Origin of the sequence: Sphingobium sp. LMA1-1-1.1 (assembly GCF_040676365.1) — a bacterium.
Lineage (GTDB): Bacteria > Pseudomonadota > Alphaproteobacteria > Sphingomonadales > Sphingomonadaceae > Sphingobium.
The window spans coordinates 515,399-534,983 of the sequence record NZ_JBEGHS010000034.1 but is presented as its reverse complement, the minus strand read 5'-3'; the positions used below and the strand labels follow the sequence as shown (position 1 = coordinate 534,983).

The 19,585-nt window shown below is 61.3% G+C and carries 16 protein-coding genes and 3 pseudogenes; 5 read left to right on the top strand and 14 right to left on the bottom strand.

Annotation, left to right across the window (positions count from 1 at the left end):
• The 9 genes and pseudogenes from MRBLMA1_RS16685 to MRBLMA1_RS16645 form a co-directional block, all read right to left on the bottom strand.
• Positions 1-220, bottom strand: a pseudogene (locus MRBLMA1_RS16685) (IS3 family transposase); the annotation flags it as partial.
• 54 nt (positions 221-274) lie between these two features.
• Positions 275-517: pseudogene (locus MRBLMA1_RS16680) on the bottom strand (YkvA family protein); the annotation flags it as partial.
• Positions 518-609: 92 nt separating this feature from the next.
• The gene (locus tag MRBLMA1_RS16675; RefSeq protein WP_363738199.1) at positions 610-888 is read right to left on the bottom strand and encodes a hypothetical protein; all 279 of its coding nucleotides are present in this window, start codon (positions 886-888) and stop codon (positions 610-612) included.
• Positions 889-971: 83 nt separating this feature from the next.
• Positions 972-1,460, bottom strand: a complete 489-nt coding sequence (locus tag MRBLMA1_RS16670) for a hypothetical protein (RefSeq protein ID WP_363738197.1) — start codon at positions 1,458-1,460, stop codon at positions 972-974.
• An 80-nt stretch (positions 1,461-1,540) separates the two neighbouring features.
• Positions 1,541-2,017 (bottom strand): hypothetical protein, encoded by a 477-nt coding sequence (locus MRBLMA1_RS16665; RefSeq protein ID WP_363738195.1) that lies wholly within the window; start codon positions 2,015-2,017, stop codon positions 1,541-1,543.
• A gap of 195 nt (positions 2,018-2,212) precedes the next feature.
• The gene (locus MRBLMA1_RS16660) at positions 2,213-2,440 is read right to left on the bottom strand and encodes a helix-turn-helix domain-containing protein (protein ID WP_363738194.1); all 228 of its coding nucleotides are present in this window, start codon (positions 2,438-2,440) and stop codon (positions 2,213-2,215) included.
• Positions 2,437-2,856: a hypothetical protein gene (locus MRBLMA1_RS16655; RefSeq protein WP_363738192.1), complete on the bottom strand. Its 420-nt coding sequence runs from the start codon at positions 2,854-2,856 to the stop codon at positions 2,437-2,439. The genes MRBLMA1_RS16660 and MRBLMA1_RS16655 overlap by 4 nt, the downstream gene beginning before the upstream one ends.
• A 150-nt stretch (positions 2,857-3,006) precedes the next feature.
• Positions 3,007-5,067, bottom strand: coding sequence for a relaxase/mobilization nuclease RlxS (rlxS, locus tag MRBLMA1_RS16650; protein ID WP_363738190.1), 2,061 nt, complete (start codon positions 5,065-5,067; stop codon positions 3,007-3,009).
• 517 nt (positions 5,068-5,584) lie between these two features.
• A pseudogene (locus MRBLMA1_RS16645) lies at positions 5,585-6,659 on the bottom strand (IS110 family transposase).
• Positions 6,660-6,842: 183 nt separating this feature from the next.
• Here MRBLMA1_RS16645 and MRBLMA1_RS16640 point away from each other — a divergent pair.
• Positions 6,843-7,205: a hypothetical protein gene (locus MRBLMA1_RS16640; RefSeq protein WP_363738188.1), complete on the top strand. Its 363-nt coding sequence runs from the start codon at positions 6,843-6,845 to the stop codon at positions 7,203-7,205.
• A gap of 49 nt (positions 7,206-7,254) precedes the next feature.
• Here MRBLMA1_RS16640 and MRBLMA1_RS16635 read toward each other — a convergent pair whose 3' ends face one another.
• From MRBLMA1_RS16635 to MRBLMA1_RS16615, 5 genes are all read right to left on the bottom strand, one after another.
• The gene (locus tag MRBLMA1_RS16635; protein WP_363738187.1) at positions 7,255-8,166 is read right to left on the bottom strand and encodes a HEPN domain-containing protein; all 912 of its coding nucleotides are present in this window, start codon (positions 8,164-8,166) and stop codon (positions 7,255-7,257) included.
• A gap of 90 nt (positions 8,167-8,256) precedes the next feature.
• Complete coding sequence (locus MRBLMA1_RS16630; protein WP_363738185.1) at positions 8,257-8,502, bottom strand: sigma-70 region 4 domain-containing protein; 246 nt, start codon at positions 8,500-8,502, stop codon at positions 8,257-8,259.
• Positions 8,503-8,561: 59 nt separating this feature from the next.
• Positions 8,562-10,322: a ParB/RepB/Spo0J family partition protein gene (locus MRBLMA1_RS16625; protein WP_363738183.1), complete on the bottom strand. Its 1,761-nt coding sequence runs from the start codon at positions 10,320-10,322 to the stop codon at positions 8,562-8,564.
• 582 nt (positions 10,323-10,904) lie between these two features.
• A complete protein-coding gene (locus tag MRBLMA1_RS16620; RefSeq protein ID WP_363738181.1) occupies positions 10,905-11,288 on the bottom strand; it encodes a TPM domain-containing protein in 384 nt (127 codons plus the stop codon).
• Positions 11,289-11,622: 334 nt separating this feature from the next.
• Complete coding sequence (locus MRBLMA1_RS16615) at positions 11,623-13,848, bottom strand: copper-transporting P-type ATPase (protein ID WP_363738180.1); 2,226 nt, start codon at positions 13,846-13,848, stop codon at positions 11,623-11,625.
• A gap of 74 nt (positions 13,849-13,922) precedes the next feature.
• Here MRBLMA1_RS16615 and MRBLMA1_RS16610 point away from each other — a divergent pair, with 74 nt between their 5' ends.
• The 4 genes from MRBLMA1_RS16610 (at position 13,923) to MRBLMA1_RS16595 (ending at position 19,563) form a co-directional block, all read left to right on the top strand.
• On the top strand, positions 13,923-14,195 hold the full coding sequence (locus MRBLMA1_RS16610) for a metal-sensitive transcriptional regulator (protein ID WP_363738179.1): 273 nt from the start codon (positions 13,923-13,925) through the stop codon (positions 14,193-14,195).
• A 186-nt stretch (positions 14,196-14,381) separates the two neighbouring features.
• Positions 14,382-14,996: a hypothetical protein gene (locus MRBLMA1_RS16605; protein ID WP_363738177.1), complete on the top strand. Its 615-nt coding sequence runs from the start codon at positions 14,382-14,384 to the stop codon at positions 14,994-14,996.
• Positions 14,997-15,589: 593 nt separating this feature from the next.
• Positions 15,590-18,067, top strand: a complete 2,478-nt coding sequence (locus MRBLMA1_RS16600; protein WP_363738175.1) for a TonB-dependent receptor — start codon at positions 15,590-15,592, stop codon at positions 18,065-18,067.
• A gap of 80 nt (positions 18,068-18,147) precedes the next feature.
• Positions 18,148-19,563: an MFS transporter gene (locus MRBLMA1_RS16595; protein ID WP_363738173.1), complete on the top strand. Its 1,416-nt coding sequence runs from the start codon at positions 18,148-18,150 to the stop codon at positions 19,561-19,563.
• Positions 19,564-19,585 lie beyond the last annotated feature (22 nt).

The following is a 19,585-nucleotide window of genomic DNA, read 5'->3' as shown; positions in this document are numbered from 1 at the left end:
TCAACCGGTCCGCCAACTCGGTCGGAACGCCGGCCCGCTTGCCACTGTTCACTTCGGCCTTTTTTACCCACTCCAGCAGCGTGTCGCCGGAACAACCGATCATGGCAGAAATCGAGGTGATAGCCGCCCAGCGGGATGGATGCTCGGCTTCTTGGTCCAGCACCAGGCGGACTGCCCGCTCGCGCACCTCCGGTGCAAACTTGTTCGTTGTCTTGCTCATCTTAGACCCTACCTCTCAGGAGTTAGGGCCTCCGGCAATCCCGGGGCGGTTCATACGGAGGTCGGCCATGACATCATCAGGGATAAGCTTGATCGCAGCCAAAATTCCCAACGGCACGATCAGCAGGTCGTCAAGATAGCCGAGTATCGGGATGAAATCTGGTATGAGGTCGATAGGCGACAGCGCATATGCAGCTACGGCCGCCGCGAGCACTTTGGCATACCATGGCACACGTGGATCGCGCGGAGCCAGCCAAAGGGCAATGACGTCACGCTTAATGTCACGCGCCCATTTCCTCAGCCATGCTATCCGTTCCTTTTTCATGGAACCATCATGAGCGCCCATGCAAATGTCTGCAAATGGTCGATCTTGCTCGGGCCGTTGTGGGATCAGCGGCTTGTCTCGATCCGCTTTCGATAGAGGGCATCAGGCGCTTTCGCAGCCTCGATCCGAATGCGGCGATGACGTATGCCGACTAAGAGCGGGACGCCGATGAGCAAGATACCCACGACAGCTTCGATCACCGATGGCAGCCATCCCGCAATGAGCGCACTGCCATAAACCAGCGCGAAAAATCCAAACCACATAAAAGCGGCAAGGTCTGTGAGAAGCATGGGCTTGCGCCCTTGATAGCGCATATATGCAAACCGCCAGAATGCAGCCTTCATGCTTCCTCGCATCAACTCCTGTCGTCTTGTGTCGGCTCTTGGGGCACGGCGCAATAGGAAAGAGCATCTGATTCTGGTCGGGGTCAGCCCCAGCCACTATCCTCCAGCAGTTCCTTGCGCTCATCGTCGGCAAGCATTGCCATCCGGCCGAGGCTCATGCGGCCTTTACCGAAGGCCAAGACGGCAATGATGCTGTCTATTAATTCGGCTTCTGCTGCTCCCGGTAGCTCTTTCAATGCGAGCCTTTGCAGTTTCTGCCAAGCCGCTTCGTAATCTTCCAGCAGCCAATCAGGCAAACTCGGACTATTCGGGTTGAGACGCGCCTCTTCGATCGTTGCTGCGATGGCGTAGGTATTCCAGTCGGGAACGGACCGCGCTTCATGCACTTCCGCGAGCAGCGGCACAGCCGCGTATGATGCCTCCCCTACGTCGCCTTGATGATGCAGTTCCTGCCAAAGCTCATCCCAAGCGGCCTTAGCATCGCCTTCTCGCAGTTTGCCAATCGCGTTGCGCGGGTCGTAGGGTGTTCGATAGCCGCCGCACAGTCCTGCCCACTTTTTCTCATTCGCCATTCCTAGCTCCCGGCAATGACCCGTGCGAATGGCAAGTTTAAGGCGCATCGGTGCATATCGCTACCGCCTTCTTGTGGTCGCTATCGGGCATAGGGCTGGCCCCTCCAAGGCATCCACCAAAACCAGATCGGTGGTGAAGCTCCCTTTTGATTGGGACCGAACGCAAAATCCCCTTTTCCGTTCTGAACATCGGTTAACGCGGTCAGGATGTCGTCGCACCGTTCCTCTCCCACAAACAGCTCTAAGCGGTCGTTCGTCACCTGCAACTGAAGGTCAGAAAAGGACGGGTCAAAAATGATCCGAAGCTTTTCGAAATCATCGTTCTTCGGATCGCCATAGCCCGGCACGGAGGAAATCGATGGTGTCGGCCGACGAAGCTTGATGGTCCTATGAACTGCCTCAGCAGCGGATCGCATGTATGTGAGCAATTCAACTAATGCGCCGCACGCGGCCGGTTCGGCTGAAAAGTGCCACCCCTTATGAGAACTTCGGGAGGCCGAGTAGCGCCAGACAAAAACCTGTCCGCGCATCTGCCAGTTCGCGACATCCTCGTTCATTCGACCATCCTAGCAGGCATCACAAGCGTCCGCTATCGGCGCACGTCGCGTCCTCGCTCAATGGCAAAAAGTGGTCGACGGCCGACCGTCTGCTTTTCTCACGCCTGAACCTGAATGAATGACCGCTTCCAGGAAACAAAAATTTCCGGTTGGACGGGGACAAGTGGCGCATTTCTGTCGGACGGCTTTTTCAAATCAGCGCTCCTCTAGACGGCGTACCAATGCCTTGATCCCTTCGACCGGGACCAGCGTAGCGCTGCCAAGCTTGAGCGTCCGGATCTCCCCCTCAGCAATGAGTTCATAGAATTTGCTGCGCCTGATCCCCAGCATCCGGCAGGCATCGGGAACACGCACGGTGATCGGTTCGATCCTGTCCTGCGATGGAAGGTCGGTATCCTTGAACGGTCGATGCTCACGGCTCATTGCAGACTCCTCAGCTTCCGGGTGGTGGGATCGTCGGTGGCCGGAGCGGCGCTGCCCGCAAACCGATCGGCAATCTCGTCGATGAGCTGGGCGAGCAGCTTGGCCCCTGCGGCCTGCGCCGCTTCATTGACCGGGTGCATGGCGCCAGTGACGAGCTGATGCCGGACCATCCGCGCCAGCACCTCCCAGACCAGCGCCTGGTTCCGCCTGAGCCAGTCGGTGTTGCGCTCGATTTTGGTCAGGCGAATGCCAATGGCCTCGTCGGACTTCGGCGCCTGCCGCCGGTTGAACCAGGCATTGAGCGCCTCGACCAGGATTTCCGACCGCGCCCGGCCCGAACTTGTCGCCAGATGCTCGAGCCGCCTGCTCATCTCCTCGGGCAGGAACAGTTGGTGCCGGGTCTTGTAGCTCTTCATCGGGCGCTTGCCTGTTTGGGATGTCCGGTGGCAGCGGACCAGCCCAGCGCAAGGGGGAACACAGGAGCGATCCGCTGCCATGGATGATTATGGCCGTCCGGCCCCTGTCTGGACATGGGGCAGATAGGGGCAAATCGGCCCGGTTCGGCCCTACATGCCGCCGATACTGGGACCGCCGCGACCCCGGCCGATGGTCCAACTGATCGGCCGGTCCTCGCGCATCAGCCCGGAAAGCTGCTTGCCCACATGGCGGTCCAGCTCGTCACGCCAGGGGACAAGCGTGAACTCATGGCTGCGCTCAATCAGCGCGAACCGGCCGGATGTCATGTCGATCCGTCGCCTGAGTGTCCCCTCCACCCGTTCGCCCGGCACCGTCTCGGCAAAGGGCAGGCCCATTTCCTTCGAGAGTTGCCCGGCCACGGTCCGCACCTCACGCTCGCGCAAGATGCGCAGCAGATTGCGGCGATAGATGACCTCGTCCCCCTGCCGTTCGGCCAGTTGCTGATCGACCAGCCATTGCTGGCGCAGCGCCAGCGCCTTGCGCACCTCCTGCCCATAGCCGCTGTTGGCAATGGCGGTCTTGTCGGTTGCCGTCAGCTCCCGGTCAAGCCAGGTAGCGGCCTGAACGCCAGTCTGCTGGAGGATCGGCGCTGAGGACAACATTTCGATCTTTACCGGCTCGGCCCGCAGCTTGCGCTGCTCATGGGCGCGAACGGTGTCGAGATGATCAGGCCCGATATTCCATGTCCCGTCGGCTTCGCGCTCCGGCTTGCCGGTTGCCTTGCGGATGGCCTCCAGCCGCCGGACATGGGTTTCGACAAATGCCTCGCTGGCATCGGGATCATGATTGAGGTGAATGCCCAGGCTGTAGCGTCCGGCGTTCGCTTCGGCGATCCGGGCGACCGTGCGATCGACGCTGCGCGGTTCTGCTTGTCTGGGTGTCAGGCTCACCATGCCGCCGACCGGCGTGGGTTCGGCGCTGGTCCCGACATCGACATAATGGCTCCGCCCGTCGATGCCGTCGACAATGAGATAGCGGCGCTCATGATCGTCATCGGCGGCGCCCCGTTTCATGACCTTGCCGATGATGGGACCCGTGACCTGCTCGGGCGCCGGATCGATGCCATGCACGACATAGCGGCCGGGATTGATCCGGGCTGCTTCCTTCTCCCGCGTCATCTCCCGATGCATGAGGCGGATGATATCGCCACGCATCCCCATGTCGGTCAGGGTCTTTTCCATCTGCGGGGCCAGCGACCAGGAAAGCGGTCCGGTGGGCTCCGCCAGTTCCATCCGCTCCAGCACCCGCGCCCTGGCGACGAGCAATTGCTGCTGGCCCGCATCGATGCCTTGCAGCCCCTCCATCCGGCGCAGGTCGATGACATGGTTTTTTGCTTGGGCCAGCATCATCCGGTCGAGCCGGGTGAGGCGTTCGGCCTGCACCTCCTGTTCGAGTTGCTGGCGCACCTCGATCTCGCTTTGTGGGCCCAGGGCCCGGGTCATGATCTCCGATGCCCGATAGCGGATGCCATGGGCGATATAGTCGCCCGCTATGTTGAGCGTCTTGCCGTCTTCGGTCACGCCCCGGATCAGGATATGGCTATGGGGATGGCCGGTATCGAAATGATCGACCGCCACCCAGTCGAGAGTCGTGCCCAGATCCTCTTCCATTTTCGCCATCAGATCGCGGGTGAAATCGCGCAGCGTATCGAAGGCGGGGCCGTCCTCCGGCGCGACGATCAGGCGGAACTGATGACGGTCATCCAGACCCCGTTCGGCAAAGGCCCGAGAGTCGGCCTCGTCGGCGAAGGTCGAGTAAAAGCGTCCCGGTTCGCCTTCACGGCTGACGCCATCGCGTTCGAGATAGCGCAGGTGCGTCCCCACGGCGCCGGCTTTGCCGGCCAGCTTCACCACCCGCGCTTTCACCGTCACGCGCCGGGGCCGCACGCGCATGCCGCTGCCCCGGTCGAAGGACCAGCCCGAACCGCGTGTCACGGCGGCCGCGATCCGCGCGCCGCGGCCGCGCGCATTGAAGCGGCCGGTACGAGGACCAGAACCAACACCAGCATCACCTAACCGACGCGGATTGCCGCCGCGCCGGGCGACCTGCTTCATGATCTCCGAGCGCAGCTTCGGTGCTTGCGGTGGGCGGGCGCTGTCGCGCCGCGAACGCCCGACGCGGGGCTCGAAGCTATCGTCATCCTGTGCCATCCTGGAGGATATGGCGAGAAACGCCCCAAGGCCTCAAATATCTCGCGCAAAAGCCCAGCTTCGCTGCGGCTTTGCGAGCAAACAGTGTCGGTTTTCCATCTCTCAGGAGACAGGCCGTCTCCAGCAAAAAGGATGTGCAGACAGGGGCTTGGCCGGGCAAATGCGACGAAGCGTTCCGGCCTTTATCTTGCTTTACTAATCGGGCATGGCACTGGGTGGATTTTTACGCCTGTTCTTCTCACATACTACGAGTCTCCGGGGACTGTAAATATAGTCCCTGTGCGTTCACTGTCGTCCGCGGGCGTATCTCTCACAGGCTTCATGCGTTACTTCGTGCTCAACACGTCGGCCGGCACATGCTCTCGTTCGTGTGAACCGGGCAGTCCAAGCATATACAGCGCTCTCACCCTGGCGGGGGAAGCAGGCAAGATGGCGGACATACCCCGTTCTGCGGCCCTGTGAGGGGCACTTCCCGCGCGCGGGAACGGGTTGGTTTAACGTGTGACGGAATCCTCCTTCAGTAGCTCAGCAACAGGCCGGTTTCGGGGTCGCACTGGCGCTTCTCGGTGATTTTGGCGCCGGATTTCCATTCGAACTCACCGCCGTCGATCCAGACGCGATGAAGGATCACCGCCAGCTTGCGAGCGACCGCGACGATCGCGCACATCAGGCTCGTTCGCTTCGCGATCCGCATGCCCCAGGCCTTGAGCGCGGAGTAGCGTTTGACCCGCATCAGCAGCGCGGCAGCGGCCTCGCACAGGGCTCCGCGCATGTTCACATCGCCCATTTTCGAGACGTGTCCGTTCCAGTCGATCGTCCCCGACTGGTGGCGCCTGGGCGTCAGTCCGAAGTGCGCGCCAACGTTGCGCGAGCGGCGGAACCGGTGCGGATCGTCGATCGCCGCCTTGAATGACAGGGCGGTGATCGGACCGACGCCCGGCACCGTCATCAACCGCCGGCACACCGGGTCGTTGGCGACGAAGTTGAGCACCAGGCGGTGCAGTTTGTCGAAAGCTTCGAGCGTCGCCACGCGGGCCGCCAGCATGTGGTCGATCATCGCCTGGAACACATATTCCTCGTCCTGCATGAGTTCCCGGACACGACCTTCGAACTTGCTCGAAGTGATCGGCCCGACACGCAACCCGTAGGCGCGCAGGGCTCCCCGGATGTGGTTCTGCAGGTCGATAAGCTTGCGCTTCAGGAGCTTGCGGTTCGACAGCAGCGTGCGCAACCGCTGGTTCGCGATGCCCTTCACGTGGACCATGCGGAACCAACCAAGGCGCATCATCTGCGATCCCCATCGCGTCGTTGCGGTCGGTCTTGTTGCGCATTGCTGCCAATGAACTATGCATGTGCCGCGTCTCGACGACGATCACCGGCAGCTCGCAATCCTTCAGCTCGCGCGCCAGCCAGATGCCGATCGAGGAGGCTTCGACGCCGATCCGTTTGACGCCGGAATAGTCGGCCAGGATCGCCGTGACCGACTCGGGATCGGTCGCCACTTTCGCTTCGCGCACGCGCTTTCCATCGGCGTCGACAATGCACACGCTGGTCTCTTCCAGCGATACGTCCAGTCCAACATGCAGGTCCATCGCAAGGCCTCCTGATCGCCAAAAACTGCGGCGATCCTACCGGCTCTCACACTCTGCGTCGCTCGCGGCGACGCGCTCCCGCCCGATTACGAGAGCCATCATCTCTTAACCCGGCACCCCTTCCTTATGTTCCCTATATGTTCCATTCTCAAGCCCGTAGCGATTCTCAGGGAAGGGCCAGGCATGGGCGTGCAGATCGAGGCAATGGACGGCGGCAGGCTGAGGCTGAGCGGCGATGTCGAGACCGTTCTCGACCTGCCTGCCAGCGCGGTAACGGACGGCTTTTCCTTCGCCTTTTCCGATGGGACATTGCTGCGCTGCCATCATGATATTGGCAGCGGGCGCTGCCATTTCACGCTCGCGGCGGAGGGCGCAGCCATCGTCAGGATCGTGCGTGATGGACGTTATGACCGTGCGCAGATTGAATGGAAAATCGAGTGGATGACACTCGCCTGCGGCAGCAGGACGCTGTGCCCGATCCATGCAAAACCGCAGGATGACGGGCGGCAGTTGGTGCAGGATATCGAGGCAAAACAGGCGGCTTAGGCTGCGATCCGATGAATGGATTGGGTGCTTTTCCGCCTTGCGGCGATGATCAGGCGGCTTTCGCCAAGCTTTCAATCCGGCTTTCGCAAGCCTCACGGACGAGGCTGTGCAGCAGCGCGACGCGCTGCGCGATCCAGTCCAGCTCCTCTTCGGTGATGCGATAGGCACGCGAGTAGCGGGCCTTAATATAAGCATCGCGCAGCAGGGAATAGCATCGCTTCTCGAACCGGGTTTCACGGGGCCAAACGGCTTTGAGCGACGGCTCCAGTTCCTCGGCCAGATCACGCAACCGGTTCAGATTATGGCTCTTGGGGCTGTACAAAGTGCGGACGAGAAACAGGCAGTGGTAGAAGCGTTCGGTAGCTTGATGGAACTGGAAGGCGGCCTCTTTTGGACGGCCCTGCCGCACCGCATAGAGTGCAGTATCAAGGAACCCTTCGGCGCTTTCGAACCATTCGTCGAAATAGTCCTGTGTTTCCTTCAGCGCCTGCTCTGCCGATAGCGGCTGCGGCTCGACAAAGGGGTGGCCCGGCTCCTCGAACAGGGCGATGCCGTCGCGCAATATGTCCATGAAGAAATAGCGACCCAGCCGCAGCTTCTCGTTCACATCGTCGAGGCTGTGATAGATCAGGCTGACCGGCGTGCGCAGGATTGTGCCCGCCGACAGGTCGGCGAGAAGCTGCGCCTCAGTCTTCTCCCAAAACTCCGCAATGTCGGTCAGATCGTCATGATTGACGACGATCAGCAGGTCATAATCGGAGAAATAGCGGCCCACCGGGTCTTCGACCCAATCGCCCCGCGCATAGCTGCCGAACAGGATGATCTTGAGCAGCCTGCCGTTACGATAGCGCGGCTGGGTGCGCTGCGCGGTGGCACGGGCAAAGCCCTCGCGCACGGTCTCGACCACATGCGCCAGTTCGCGCCGCTTGCCTTCGGGCAGATGGTCGAGGCTGGTCTTCATGGCCCTAGTCCTAACCTGCTATCGCAAATCCGCCAACCTCGCCGCGTAGCAGCGACGAGGTTGACGGCATGAAATCTCTCCGCCTCGCAATCATTTGCGCCACCATCGGCGCGGTGGCGATGCTTCTCCATGGCGCAGATGGTAACCGATATGGGCGATGGCGCGGCCCATCTGCCGCTCGACGGCCCGGACGGAAAGGCCGGTTATTCTGGCGACCTCCTCATAGGTCATGGCATCGAGCCGCACCGCGAGGAATATCTCCCGGCGCAGGCGCGGCATTGTCAGCAGCGCCGCCTCCAGACGTTCCAGCCGATCAGGATCAGGGGTGTCGGTCATGACAGGTCTCCCGTTCAAAGGAAGGACCGGCGGCCCGAAAGACCGCCGGTCAGGACAGGTCATGCGGCCTGCTGCAAGGATGCGGGATCGGCATGGGGTTCATCTGTGGCCTCGGACGACGAGGCCATTACTTCGGCGGTGCTGACCGTACGGCTGACGCTGCCGACGCCACCCCGCTGCGTGTAGCTGCTGGGAGGAAAATACAGCCAGCGCGGCACCCAACCCTCGACCTTGGCGCGTCCGTTGGTGCCTGTCAGACAGTCACGGATGATCTGCTTCTTGGTCTTGCCGGTTTCCTTCGCATTGGCCTCGGCAATATCCTTGCCCGCCACCTCGGCCAGCATGGCGTCGATCACCTCACGGTCGCGCAGACTATCGAGCAAGGCATCGTCTGCCTGCCAGACCTGCGCCATGTCGATAGCGAGTTGGACGCCCAGCGCATCGACAAGATCGCACCTGGCATCCAATGTCTCGCCCATCGCCACTGAGAGAATGGCCATGACGGTGGCATCGTCCAAGGTGCAGAGCTTGGCATAGAGGCTGGTCAGTCCATCGCTGCCGTCTGTGATGGTCGGGCTATCGGGATCGAAGTCCAGCACCGCCAACAGCCTGCGCCGCTCGGCATCTAACTGCGCCTCGGATGGGCTGTTCTCGACGCTCTCGGCAATCGCATCGGCGGCGCGCTGCGACTCCGTTCGGATTGTCCACAGCGGCGATCCCGCGATCATATGCGCCACTGCCAACCGGAGGCAGAGGCCGGGTTCGCCAATCATCCGCGCCCGGACGGCGGCATGGCGGTGAAGGTCGATATAATCCTGCTGGCCGCTCGTCACTTCGGGGCGCGAGGGTTTGTTGGTGGCTTCACCGCTCTCCCCCTGCCTCTCCAGCTTGCGGGCTTCCTTGGTCGTGAGATACCCCTCATAAAAGGCGACATCGCCGCGAGGGCTGGTGACGATATAGACCTTGCCGCCCTTGCGCTTGGGGCAGCGCTCATATTCCCAGCCATGGAAGGGTTCGCCCTGTGGGAGCAGGATGACATCGTGCCACCCGGCATCCCGATATTCCTCGACCCGCGTTTCTATTGCCGCATTCTGGGCCTGCCAGAAGGCTGCGACATCCGCGAAATAGCGCTCCTCCCCGAACAGGTCGGAAACGATGCCGCCGTCATAGCTCTCCACATCGAACAGCGCCGCCTTGATGGGGATCGTCACCCCTCCGAACAGCCACGCCTTCAACGCCGAGCCGGTCGGCACATAGGCGCTCTCGTCATCGAGCAGGGCCAGCCAGTCGCGCTGCTGGGATTTCGAAGCAAGGGTCAAGTGCCGCACGGTTACCGTGTCGATCTTCCCGGATCGATAGAGATTGCGGATGCGGGGCAGCAGATTGCCCAAGGCCAGCGTCCGTTTCACCTGCAACGCGGTCAGCCCGAAGGTCAGCGACAGTTCCTCGACGCTCCGTCCCTCCCGCATCAATCGCGTGAAGGTCTCGCACTGGGTCATTTCATCAGGATCGAGCCGGGCGATATTCTCGATCAGCGAGGCTTCCAGCGCCGCCGCATCGTCCCCTGCCTCGATCACCGCGCAGGGCAGCGCCTCGGCTTCACCGCTTTCTTGCGCCACGGCAAGCGCCGCCTGATAGCGCCGCTTGCCTGCCACGATCTCATAGGTGTCCGGACTGCCATTCACCCGCACGATCAGCGGCACCAGCACGCCCCGCGCCCTGACGGACGGGAGGATATTGGACAGGTCCGCCTTGCCCTTGCCGCGCATGTTGACGGCAGAGACGGCGAGCTTTGCGATGTCGATATGCTTGAGTTCCATGGTCCTTCACTCCTTCAAACCGCCGCAACCGGCGCCGGAATGGCGGGTGGGCGGCAGGAGCGAACCGGCAGGCCCGCCGGCAGAGCCGGGCTGCATCCACAGGACCGGAACGGAGGTGGAGGACTCCGGTGAAGCCGGAGTTGCGGCCCGGCGCGGCGGGCCTAAAGGGCAGCGACGCCCACCCGCCAGATCGACGCCGCCAAGGCCTACGCCGACGCACCACGAGTGCGGCGACCGCCGGGACGGTGCGCAGCACCGGCCCTCATGCGTTACTGATCGTCACCCGAATGGGCCGAGACGCCAAGGGCGGCTCGGTGGAGCGAAGCGGAATAGAGCGGGGTCGCGCCAGCGGCGCGGAACGCCCATCAAACCTGCAAGGGGACATTTGCGACAGTCGGGTTCGGAACGTGACAGCGTCGAATTCGACCGTCGCCCGAGAGCGGGCCGACGTCCGTTCGCGCAACAGAGCGGCCGTTCAGCGGACCAAATCGTCTCTTCCAAACCGGTCGTCCGTTCAGGCAGTTAGATTTCAGGCCGTGCCTGGAGCGCCTTCATCGGCAGAAAAGTTGGGGGGAGTGGACATTATTCCAAGCGCGCAATCAACGCATCCGTGCCCGCTTCAATGCCGCCGGAGAGATCTCCTTTTCGGAAGCTCGGAAGGATTTTCTGATCGATAATTTGTTGGCAGACCCCATCAGGCAGTCGCTTCTCCAAGCCATAGCCAACTGCTATTCGGACCTTGCGCTCTTTTGGCGCGACCAGAAGAACCACGCCGTCATCGTAGCCTTTGCGCCCAATTCCCCAGCTGTTCGCTAAGTCTCTCGTGTAATTGGCGACATCGCGTCCATCAAGCGAGGGCACTGTTACAACGACCAGTTGATGCTGCGTTTTCTGCTCTAGCTTCGCTAGCCTGCCACTCAGGGTGGCCTGTTCTTGGGGCGATAGGATATGAGCCGTATCGGTCACGCGGCCAGCCAGTGGCACGGCTGCCATAGAGGTCGCAGAATTTTCGCTTTCAGTTCCAGCGGCTGGAGCACTGGTCGCCTGCCCATTCGAGCACGCAAGCGTGAACAGCACTGATGCGCAGGCAATTCCTCGAAGCGATCGTCTCATGCGGGCATCGTGAGGTGCAGTTGTGGGACCGTCAATGTCCGTTTTGTCGGCTGCTCCGGAAAGTCTGGTTCCCGGTAAAAATGTTGAAATGCTGCCCTTTGCTCGCGGCCCGGGCGGGCCGACGGGAGCAGCCGACATCTCGGTCGTTGGCGAATCCGAAACGATGCCTTATCATCGAGTCTGTGGGTTACAGCTTGAAACCACGCAATCTCAGCGAGTTGGTCACCACCGAAATCGACGAAGCGCTCATCGCGAAAGCGGCGAACATGGGGCTGATGAGGATGCCGAGAAACGGATAGAGCGCACCAGCGGCAATTGGTACGCCCGCCCCATTATAGACTAGCGCGAAGAACAGGTTTTGCCGGATATTGCGCATGGTCGCATGTGCCAAGCGCCGCGCGCGGACAATGCCATCGAGATCGCCCTTTACCAGCGTGATTCCGGCGCTTTCGATCGCGACATCGGCGCCGGTGCCCATGGCAATGCCGACATCGGCCTGAGCGAGCGCGGGCGCGTCGTTGACGCCATCACCCGCCATCGCGACCTTACGACCCTGTTCCTGCAATTCGCGGATGATGCGGGCCTTGTCTTCCGGCAGCACATCGGCGCGGATGTTGTCGATGCCGAGCCGTGCGGCAACGGCCCTGGCCGTTCGCTCATTGTCACCGGTCGCCATGATGATTGTCAGGCCAAGCGCGTGAAGGGCCTTCAGCGCATCGGGCGTCGTCGCCTTGACCGGATCGGAGACGCTGATCATTCCGGTGACGGCGCCCTCGACGGAGACGAACATTACTGTCTCACCTTTGCTGCGCCGCGCCTCGGCCTTTTCGGCAAAGTCTTTCGCGTCGAGTGCAAGATCGGTGATCAGCTTCAGATTGCCCAGCACAACCTGCTTTCCGTCAACCATACCCTTGACGCCCTTGCCAGTGACTGCCTCGAAGTCATTGGCGGAGCCGAGCGCGATGCCGTGCTGCTCCGCACCCTCGACGATGGCTTCGGCCAATGGATGTTCGGACCCTTTTTCAAGCGTTGCCGCAAACCGGAGCACCTCCTCCTCGTCGAAGCCGGATTCGGGAATTACGGCGACAAGCCTGGGCTTACCCTCGGTCAGCGTGCCGGTCTTGTCGACGATCAGCGTATCTACCTTTTCGAAGCGTTCGAGCGCCTCCGCATTTTTGATCAGCACGCCGGCCTGCGCACCGCGACCTGTGGCCGTCATAATCGACATCGGCGTCGCGAGGCCCAGTGCGCACGGGCAGGCGATGATCAGCACGGAAACCGCCGCGATCAGCGCATAGGAAAGTGCGGGCGCCGGACCCCATATCGCCCAGCCGATAAAGGCCAGCACCGCAACACCGATCACGGTGGGGACGAACCAGCCCGCCACCTTGTCGGCATATTTCTGGATCGGCGCGCGTGATCGCTGTGCCTGCGCAACCATGGCGACAATCTGGCTGAGCATCGTGTCCGCGCCTACCCGGCGTGCCTCAATCACGAGGCTGCCGGTCCCGTTGATAGTCGCGCCGGTGACGGGATCTCCAACCGTCTTTTCAACCGGAACCGGCTCGCCCGTGATCATACTTTCGTCAATCGAACTATGGCCATCGACCACTTCGCTATCGACCGGCACCTTTTCGCCGGGACGCACGCGCAGGCGATCGCCGACATGGACATGCTCAAGCGGAATTTCCTCTTCGCTGCCATCGTCACGGATGACGCGCGCGGTCTTGGCGGCAAGATCGAGCAAGGCGCGGATCGCCTTGCCGGTCCCCTCGCGGGCACACAATTCCATCACTTGCCCCAACAGCACAAGCACGACAATTACCGCCGCCGCTTCAAAATAGACGGGCACGGTTCCGTGCATGTCCCGGAAGCCTGATGGAAATATCGACGGCGCGATCACGGCCACGACGCTGAATGTCCAGGAGGCGATCACGCCCATGGCAATCAGCGAGAACATGTTGAGGTTCCATGAGAGGAAAGATTTCCAGCCGCGTTCCAGGAACGGCCAGCCGCACCACAGAACGACCAGCGTCCCGAGTGCGAGTTCGAGCTCTTGCGCGGCGTGTTCGCCCAGCGCTCCCCTGATCCAGCCAAGGCCGACCATCGGCCCCATCGCAAGTACCAGCAGCGGCACGGTGAGGACAGCGCCGATCCAGAAACGGCGGATAAAATCGACCAGCTCGGGATTGGTGCCTTCATCAGCCATGGCGGCGGATTCTAGTTCAAGAGCCATGCCGCAGATCGGGCAGGAACCGGGTCCGGTTTGCCGCACTTCGGGATGCATGGGGCAGGTGTAGACTGGTCCGGCATAGCCTGCGGACACTCTGTCATAGCGTCCGTCCTTCGGTGCCACACTACCATGCGCGTGGCCCGCATGGGCATGGTGATGTCCGGAATGATGGTCGCTCATGACCGCAAAGCCTCTTGCAATATACTATAGAGGGGTATAGTAATATTCGAATGCTTTTGCAAGGTGAACATCTGATGCGCAACAAGTTCGACAAGCAGATCGCGCGGATGCGCCGCATAGAGGGGCAGGCGCGCGGCATCGCGAAGATGATGGAGGAGGACCGCTACTGCATCGATATCCTTCAGCAGTTCGCGGCGGTAGAAGCGGCATTGCGGTCAACGCGTGCCGAAGTGCTCAAGGTACATGCGGCACATTGCGTAGAGGAAGCCATCGCATCGGATGATAAACACGACCAGAAGCAGAAATTTTCCGAACTTGTGTCGCTGTTCGAGAAACAAGTGCGCTGATCATGCTTCTTCGTTCGCCGACAAAGGCCACGTTGCGGCGCTCCTCCAACGTACTTGAAAGCAGTCCTACATTCACTTTTCAGGCTGGTAAGAGATGAGCGCCCCCAACCGCAGATGCGGATCTGCAGCCTGGCTATTGGGAGCAAAAGCGGACGTTGCAAATTCGTGCGAAATCGTGAAGCCGAGGTGACCGTCACCAGAAATCGATTCAATACCCGTTATGCCCGGCAAGACCGCCCGGTGGTCGGTCTGCGGCGGCAGGCCGACGCGGCGGTTGTGCCGGTTTCGATCTCGTCGGACACGCGCGATGAAACTACGCGCAAGAAGGAGATCCATACTGTGTTACTGGCCGCGCTCGACCGCGCGCCAGGTACCGACATCGAACTGGTCTCCGGGACAGCGCAATTGTCCCCCGTAACCAAGGCGAATTACCTGGAACTGCAGTTCCAGTACGCGGGCCGGGTCGACACCAGTAAGATCGACGTCATGCTGAGGGTAAAGCTGGCTGGCTCGGCCGCGGCCACCGAGAAGAAACTGACCGATTTCATCAAGGCTATCTCGGGCTCCGGCCGCGCGACGATCGACAAGACCGGCGGCCTGACGCTCGCCATCGTCAATCCCGACCAGTACCGCGACGAGATCTACCGTCGCATCGCCGCGGGAGCGAACCGTGCAGTCGGCTTCCATGGCGCGGACTATGCCGTGAATGTCAGCGGCCTCGACCGCGCCGTCGCCTGGTCTCAAGTCAGCAACACCGAGGTATTTCTGTATATTCCGTACGGCTTTTCAGTTGGGAAGTAGGGCACTTGGGGATGCCGGCGAAAGCCGCCGACAGAGCGGGCGTTCGCAAGCCTCAATCAAATCATTGAAGCTGCCATACATTCAGGTCTCGAAATGTCCCTGGCTCGTTCAATTCGCCATGGGTTTCCGCCTGGCGGGCAACAAGCTGGTTCCTTAAACGCATAGCCGAAGAAGTGCGGAGCCAACTTGCTGTCGAAGCGCTCGAACCCAAGGTCAGGGTCGACGAAGCAGTTCAAACCGATGAAGGCTTTAGCAAGCTAGTGAGCAAGACGATGAGCCGCGGCACCAGTCAAGGCTGGGGGGACCGGGTATCGATGCCCCACAACACATTCAATCGATCAACGATCAGCATCATACGATGCCGGTCGAAGGGAAGCATCCATCGCATCGGTTCAATCAGATTCGTCCGCCCTTTGGGGTCGCCCGGCATCCAAGCGGGTCCAGCCCATCGCTGAGCCGCACGGCGAGAATAGATTTGCCGCAATGAGAAACAAGAATAGTCCGCGCCATTTGCCTAATGCTCGGACTGATAAATCGCTGCTCGCGCACATCCTCCGGCCGTCCACAGAAGCAGCGAAGTAGGGGAGAATGAAATGCCAAAGCGCTTCAGGGCCATTTTCTGGGTTTCCGCTGCACCGCTTGCGCTGATCGCTTCTGGTCAGGCATTCGCGCAGGAGGCGGCACAGCAGTCGGCGTCATCGACGGCGTCGCCGCAGGAAGTATCCAGTCAGTTGGCCGACATCGTGGTGACTGCCGAGCGCCGGTCGAGCAGCTTGCAGCGCACGCCGATCGCCATTCAGGCAGTGGACGGTGGCGCCCTTCAGGAAGCCAATGTGTCCAAGCCCGTAGACCTCGTGAAACTGGTGCCGGGGCTGTCGGTCAGTCGCGGCTTCGGCGGGCTGAACAACATTTATGTCCGCGGCATTGGTGCGCAGATCATAAACGCGTTCGGTGACATGGCTGTGGCGCAGAGCATCGACGGCGCCTATGTCGCGCGCGGCACTGCGCTTTCCGGCGCTTTCCTCGACGTTGCGCGGATCGAAGTCCTGAAGGGGCCGCAAGGCACGCTGTACGGCCGCAACGCGACGGGCGGCGCAATCAACTACATCACCAATCATCCGGACTTTGAAACCAGCGCGCATTTCGATGCGCAGTACGGAAATTACGACGCCGTTGATCTGAAGGGCGTCGTCAACCTTCCCTTCAACGACAAAATTGCGATGCGCGCCGCGGTCGGTTTCATCAAGCATGACGGCTACATCGAGCGCACCGGAATGGATGACCAGAACACCGTCGCGAGCCGCGTTTCGCTGCGCTTTGAACCGAGCAGCGACTTCAGCATCTACATCGCGGGCGATTATTCGCGCGACCATGGCAATGGCGTCGGCCAGGTAGTGATGAACACCACGGCAACCCATGCCACGGCGATCACCGCTGATCCGTGGCAGGGGCCGCCGCTCGGCTTCTACGCGCCGGCGAACTATGATGGAACACTTCAGAATCCAGGTGTAGGATGTACCCTGCTGCCCGGCGCGAACCAGTGCGTTCCGCCCAACACCGTCACCTACAATCCCAATCTTTATGGCGCAGGCGTCGGCGGCTATGCGCTCAATCCCGACACCGTGGGCCGCTGGGCACCGGGAAGCTTCCTGAACAACAGCACCTGGGGGGTGTCGGGGCAGTTCGACTGGCGTGGTCCGGGCTTCACCTTTACCTTCCTCCCGGCATATCGGCACACCCTGGCCAATTGGGTCAATCCGGCCGGCGGCTACCAGACCATCATCCGCACGCCCGCTGACCAGCAGAGCTACGAGGCGCGCCTCGCCTCCGATGGTAACGGCCCGCTCAAGTGGCTTGTCGGTCTCTACTATTTCCGCGAGACCCAGGATCCGTTCGAGCGGTACTGGAACTTCAATCAGGTGCCCGGCGGCCTTATCACCAACCAGGGTTATATCCGTCGCGACTATCACCTCGCCGACACCAGCTATGCAGCGTTCGGCCAGGTGACCTATTCGATCACGCCAGAGTTGCGCCTGACCGGCGGCCTGCGCCATACCTACGAGAAGAAGTCGATCTCCGGTCTCTTCCGCATCGGCCAGCCGGCCTACACCGATATCGGGGGGACACCGTTCTGCCCGGTTGGTGTCGCGGGCACGACCTATAATCTGCCGACGTCGGAGTGCATCGTTCCCAGCAACGACAGCCGCTCGTGGAAGGCGACGAACTGGAAGATCGGGGTGGACTACGACATCGGGCCGCGCTCGATGGTCTACGCCAACGTCTCGACCGGCTTCCATGCCGGCGGTTTCAACGATGGCGTGAATGCACCGGCCGGTACGTTCAATTACAAGAACAGCTACGAGCCGGAAAGTATCACCGCCTATGCGCTGGGTACCAAGAACCGGTTCCTCGACAATCGGCTGCAGTTGAACGTCGAGCTGTTCTACTGGAGCTTCAAGAAAAAGCAGAACGGCGCGCTGAGCGTGCTCTATCCGCCGGTGGTCGGCTTCCCGATCCTCAATGTCGGCAATCTGAAGGAATATGGCGCCGACGTGGAAGCGACCTTCCTTGCCACGCCGGACGATCTGTTGACCGCCAATCTGTCCTACCTGCATTCGCGGTTCGACAATTATGTGTTCACGCCCACTTCGCAGGTCACCTGCCCCGCAATCGGCATGAACCCGATCCTGCACATCCCGATCGTCGACTGCGCCGGCAAGCCGGTACCGAATGCCCCGATGTGGAACGCCTCGCTGTCCTGGCAGCATACATTCCATCTGCCGGGCGACAGCACGATCGTGGCGGGGGTGCGCAGCAACATCCAGTCCGACACGGATCTGACGATCGGCGCACCGGCGTTCGCGCATCAGAAGGCCTATCAGATCACCGACCTGACGCTGACCTACAAGGCGGCCGAGGATCGCTGGAGTTTGTCCGCCTACGTCAACAATGTCACCAACAGCCAGGTGTTCAACAACGCCCAGCAGAGCTTCAACAGCGGCGACAGGACGTGGTGGGGCAATATCCTGCCACCGCGGACCTATGGCGTTCGGGCGTCGGTCAACTTCTAGCCCGCCTGCCTTGCCGGCCGTCGCGATACAGGGACGGCCGGCATTTCTCACACAGAAATGTACAGGGCCTCGTTTCCGACATGGGTGATTTCGCTTCTCATATGGCCCTGACCGGCGAAAGCATCATTGCCAGGCTGGAGGACGCGCCTCTCACCAGTTGGCAGATCAAACTCAGGCTCGTCGTCGGTACTGCCACCTTCTTCAATGCCTTCGAAGTTCTGGCGATCGCTTATGCCTTGCCTGAATTAAGGGCCCAATGGCATCTGACACAAGCTCAGTCCGGTTTCCTGCTGTCGGCCTTGTTCGTCGGGGAAATCATCGGCGCGCTCCTGTTCGGCATGATCGCGGAGACGCGCGGCAGGCGGGCGGCGTTGATCGGTTGCACCGCGCTATATTCCGCGATGAGCTTGGCAGCTTCACTGGCCCCGAATTATCATTGGCTGGTCGCGGCCCGCCTCCTCACCGGCATTGGCCTCGGCGCGGAAGTTCCGATCGCGGTCACCTACATTTCGGAAATCGCCAAGGCCCAAGGGCGCGGGCGTTTCGTGCTGTTGTACGAACTGGTCTTTCCGCTCGGCCTGCTCGCGGGCGCGTTGCTGGGCTGGTGGTTCATCCTGCATTTCGGCTGGCGGCCGTTTCTGGCGATTGGCGCCCTGCCAGCGGTTTTGGTGCTGCCGATGATGATCCGTTTCGTGCCGGAATCGCCCCGATGGCTCGTGCACCGGGGCCGTCTGTCGGAAGCCGACGCCATAGTGCGGCGCATTGAAGCGGCGAGCGCGGGGTCCACGACACCGGGTTCTACCTTGTGGAACGCAACCGAAGCCCGCGTCACGGATTTACCAGGCAAGTCGAACGACAAGCCAATCTTTCCGTTCAGCTTCGCCATCCTCAGCGGCTTGTTTTCTCAGGGCTATGGCCGACGCACAGCCATGCTGTGGACGATGTACTTCTGCTGCTTCTTCATGAACTACGGCTTGGTTACTTGGCTGCCCACGCTCTACCACGGGCTGTTTCACCTGTCTCTCAGCGACAGCCTGCGCAATGCGATGATCACGCAAGCGGCGGGTTTCTCGGGGACGCTGACCACGGCGCTGGCGATCGACCTTGTCGGGCGACGGATTTGGTTCAGCACTGCGTTTCTGCTGGCCGCGGCCGCGTTTTTCAACCTGGGAGTCAACGGGCTGGAGAGCGCGAACCACATGCTCGTGGGCGGATGCATCAGCTTCTATTTCGTCTCGGCAATCTCGATCGGAATGATCCTGTACGCCCCCGAGCTCTACCCGACCCGTATGCGCGTGATCGGCGTGTCGCTTGGATATGCGGTGTCGATCCTGGCCGGCATCGTTGCGCCGATGGCCGTCGGTCTGATCGTCGATACGGCGGGGCTGGGGATGATCTTCGCGATCTTCGCCTGTCTCGGCGCGCTGGCAGGGGCAATCTGTCTGATCTTCGCCGTCGAGACGCGCAATCGCTCTCTTGAACTGATTTCACCTTGAGCCGCAAAGCGGAGAAACCCCG

Coding starts and splice junctions, on each gene's coding strand:
- MRBLMA1_RS16675 (WP_363738199.1), bottom strand. CDS start 888: ATGAAGGCTGCATTCTGGCGGTTTGCATATATGCGCTATCAAGGGCGC.
- MRBLMA1_RS16670 (WP_363738197.1), bottom strand. CDS start 1,460: ATGGCGAATGAGAAAAAGTGGGCAGGACTGTGCGGCGGCTATCGAACA.
- MRBLMA1_RS16665 (WP_363738195.1), bottom strand. CDS start 2,017: ATGAACGAGGATGTCGCGAACTGGCAGATGCGCGGACAGGTTTTTGTC.
- MRBLMA1_RS16660 (WP_363738194.1), bottom strand. CDS start 2,440: ATGAGCCGTGAGCATCGACCGTTCAAGGATACCGACCTTCCATCGCAG.
- MRBLMA1_RS16655 (WP_363738192.1), bottom strand. CDS start 2,856: ATGAAGAGCTACAAGACCCGGCACCAACTGTTCCTGCCCGAGGAGATG.
- rlxS (WP_363738190.1), bottom strand. CDS start 5,067: ATGGCACAGGATGACGATAGCTTCGAGCCCCGCGTCGGGCGTTCGCGG.
- MRBLMA1_RS16640 (WP_363738188.1), top strand. CDS start 6,843: ATGGGCGTGCAGATCGAGGCAATGGACGGCGGCAGGCTGAGGCTGAGC.
- MRBLMA1_RS16635 (WP_363738187.1), bottom strand. CDS start 8,166: ATGAAGACCAGCCTCGACCATCTGCCCGAAGGCAAGCGGCGCGAACTG.
- MRBLMA1_RS16630 (WP_363738185.1), bottom strand. CDS start 8,502: ATGACCGACACCCCTGATCCTGATCGGCTGGAACGTCTGGAGGCGGCG.
- MRBLMA1_RS16625 (WP_363738183.1), bottom strand. CDS start 10,322: ATGGAACTCAAGCATATCGACATCGCAAAGCTCGCCGTCTCTGCCGTC.
- MRBLMA1_RS16615 (WP_363738180.1), bottom strand. CDS start 13,848: ATGAGCGACCATCATTCCGGACATCACCATGCCCATGCGGGCCACGCG.
- MRBLMA1_RS16610 (WP_363738179.1), top strand. CDS start 13,923: ATGCGCAACAAGTTCGACAAGCAGATCGCGCGGATGCGCCGCATAGAG.
- MRBLMA1_RS16600 (WP_363738175.1), top strand. CDS start 15,590: ATGCCAAAGCGCTTCAGGGCCATTTTCTGGGTTTCCGCTGCACCGCTT.
- MRBLMA1_RS16595 (WP_363738173.1), top strand. CDS start 18,148: ATGGGTGATTTCGCTTCTCATATGGCCCTGACCGGCGAAAGCATCATT.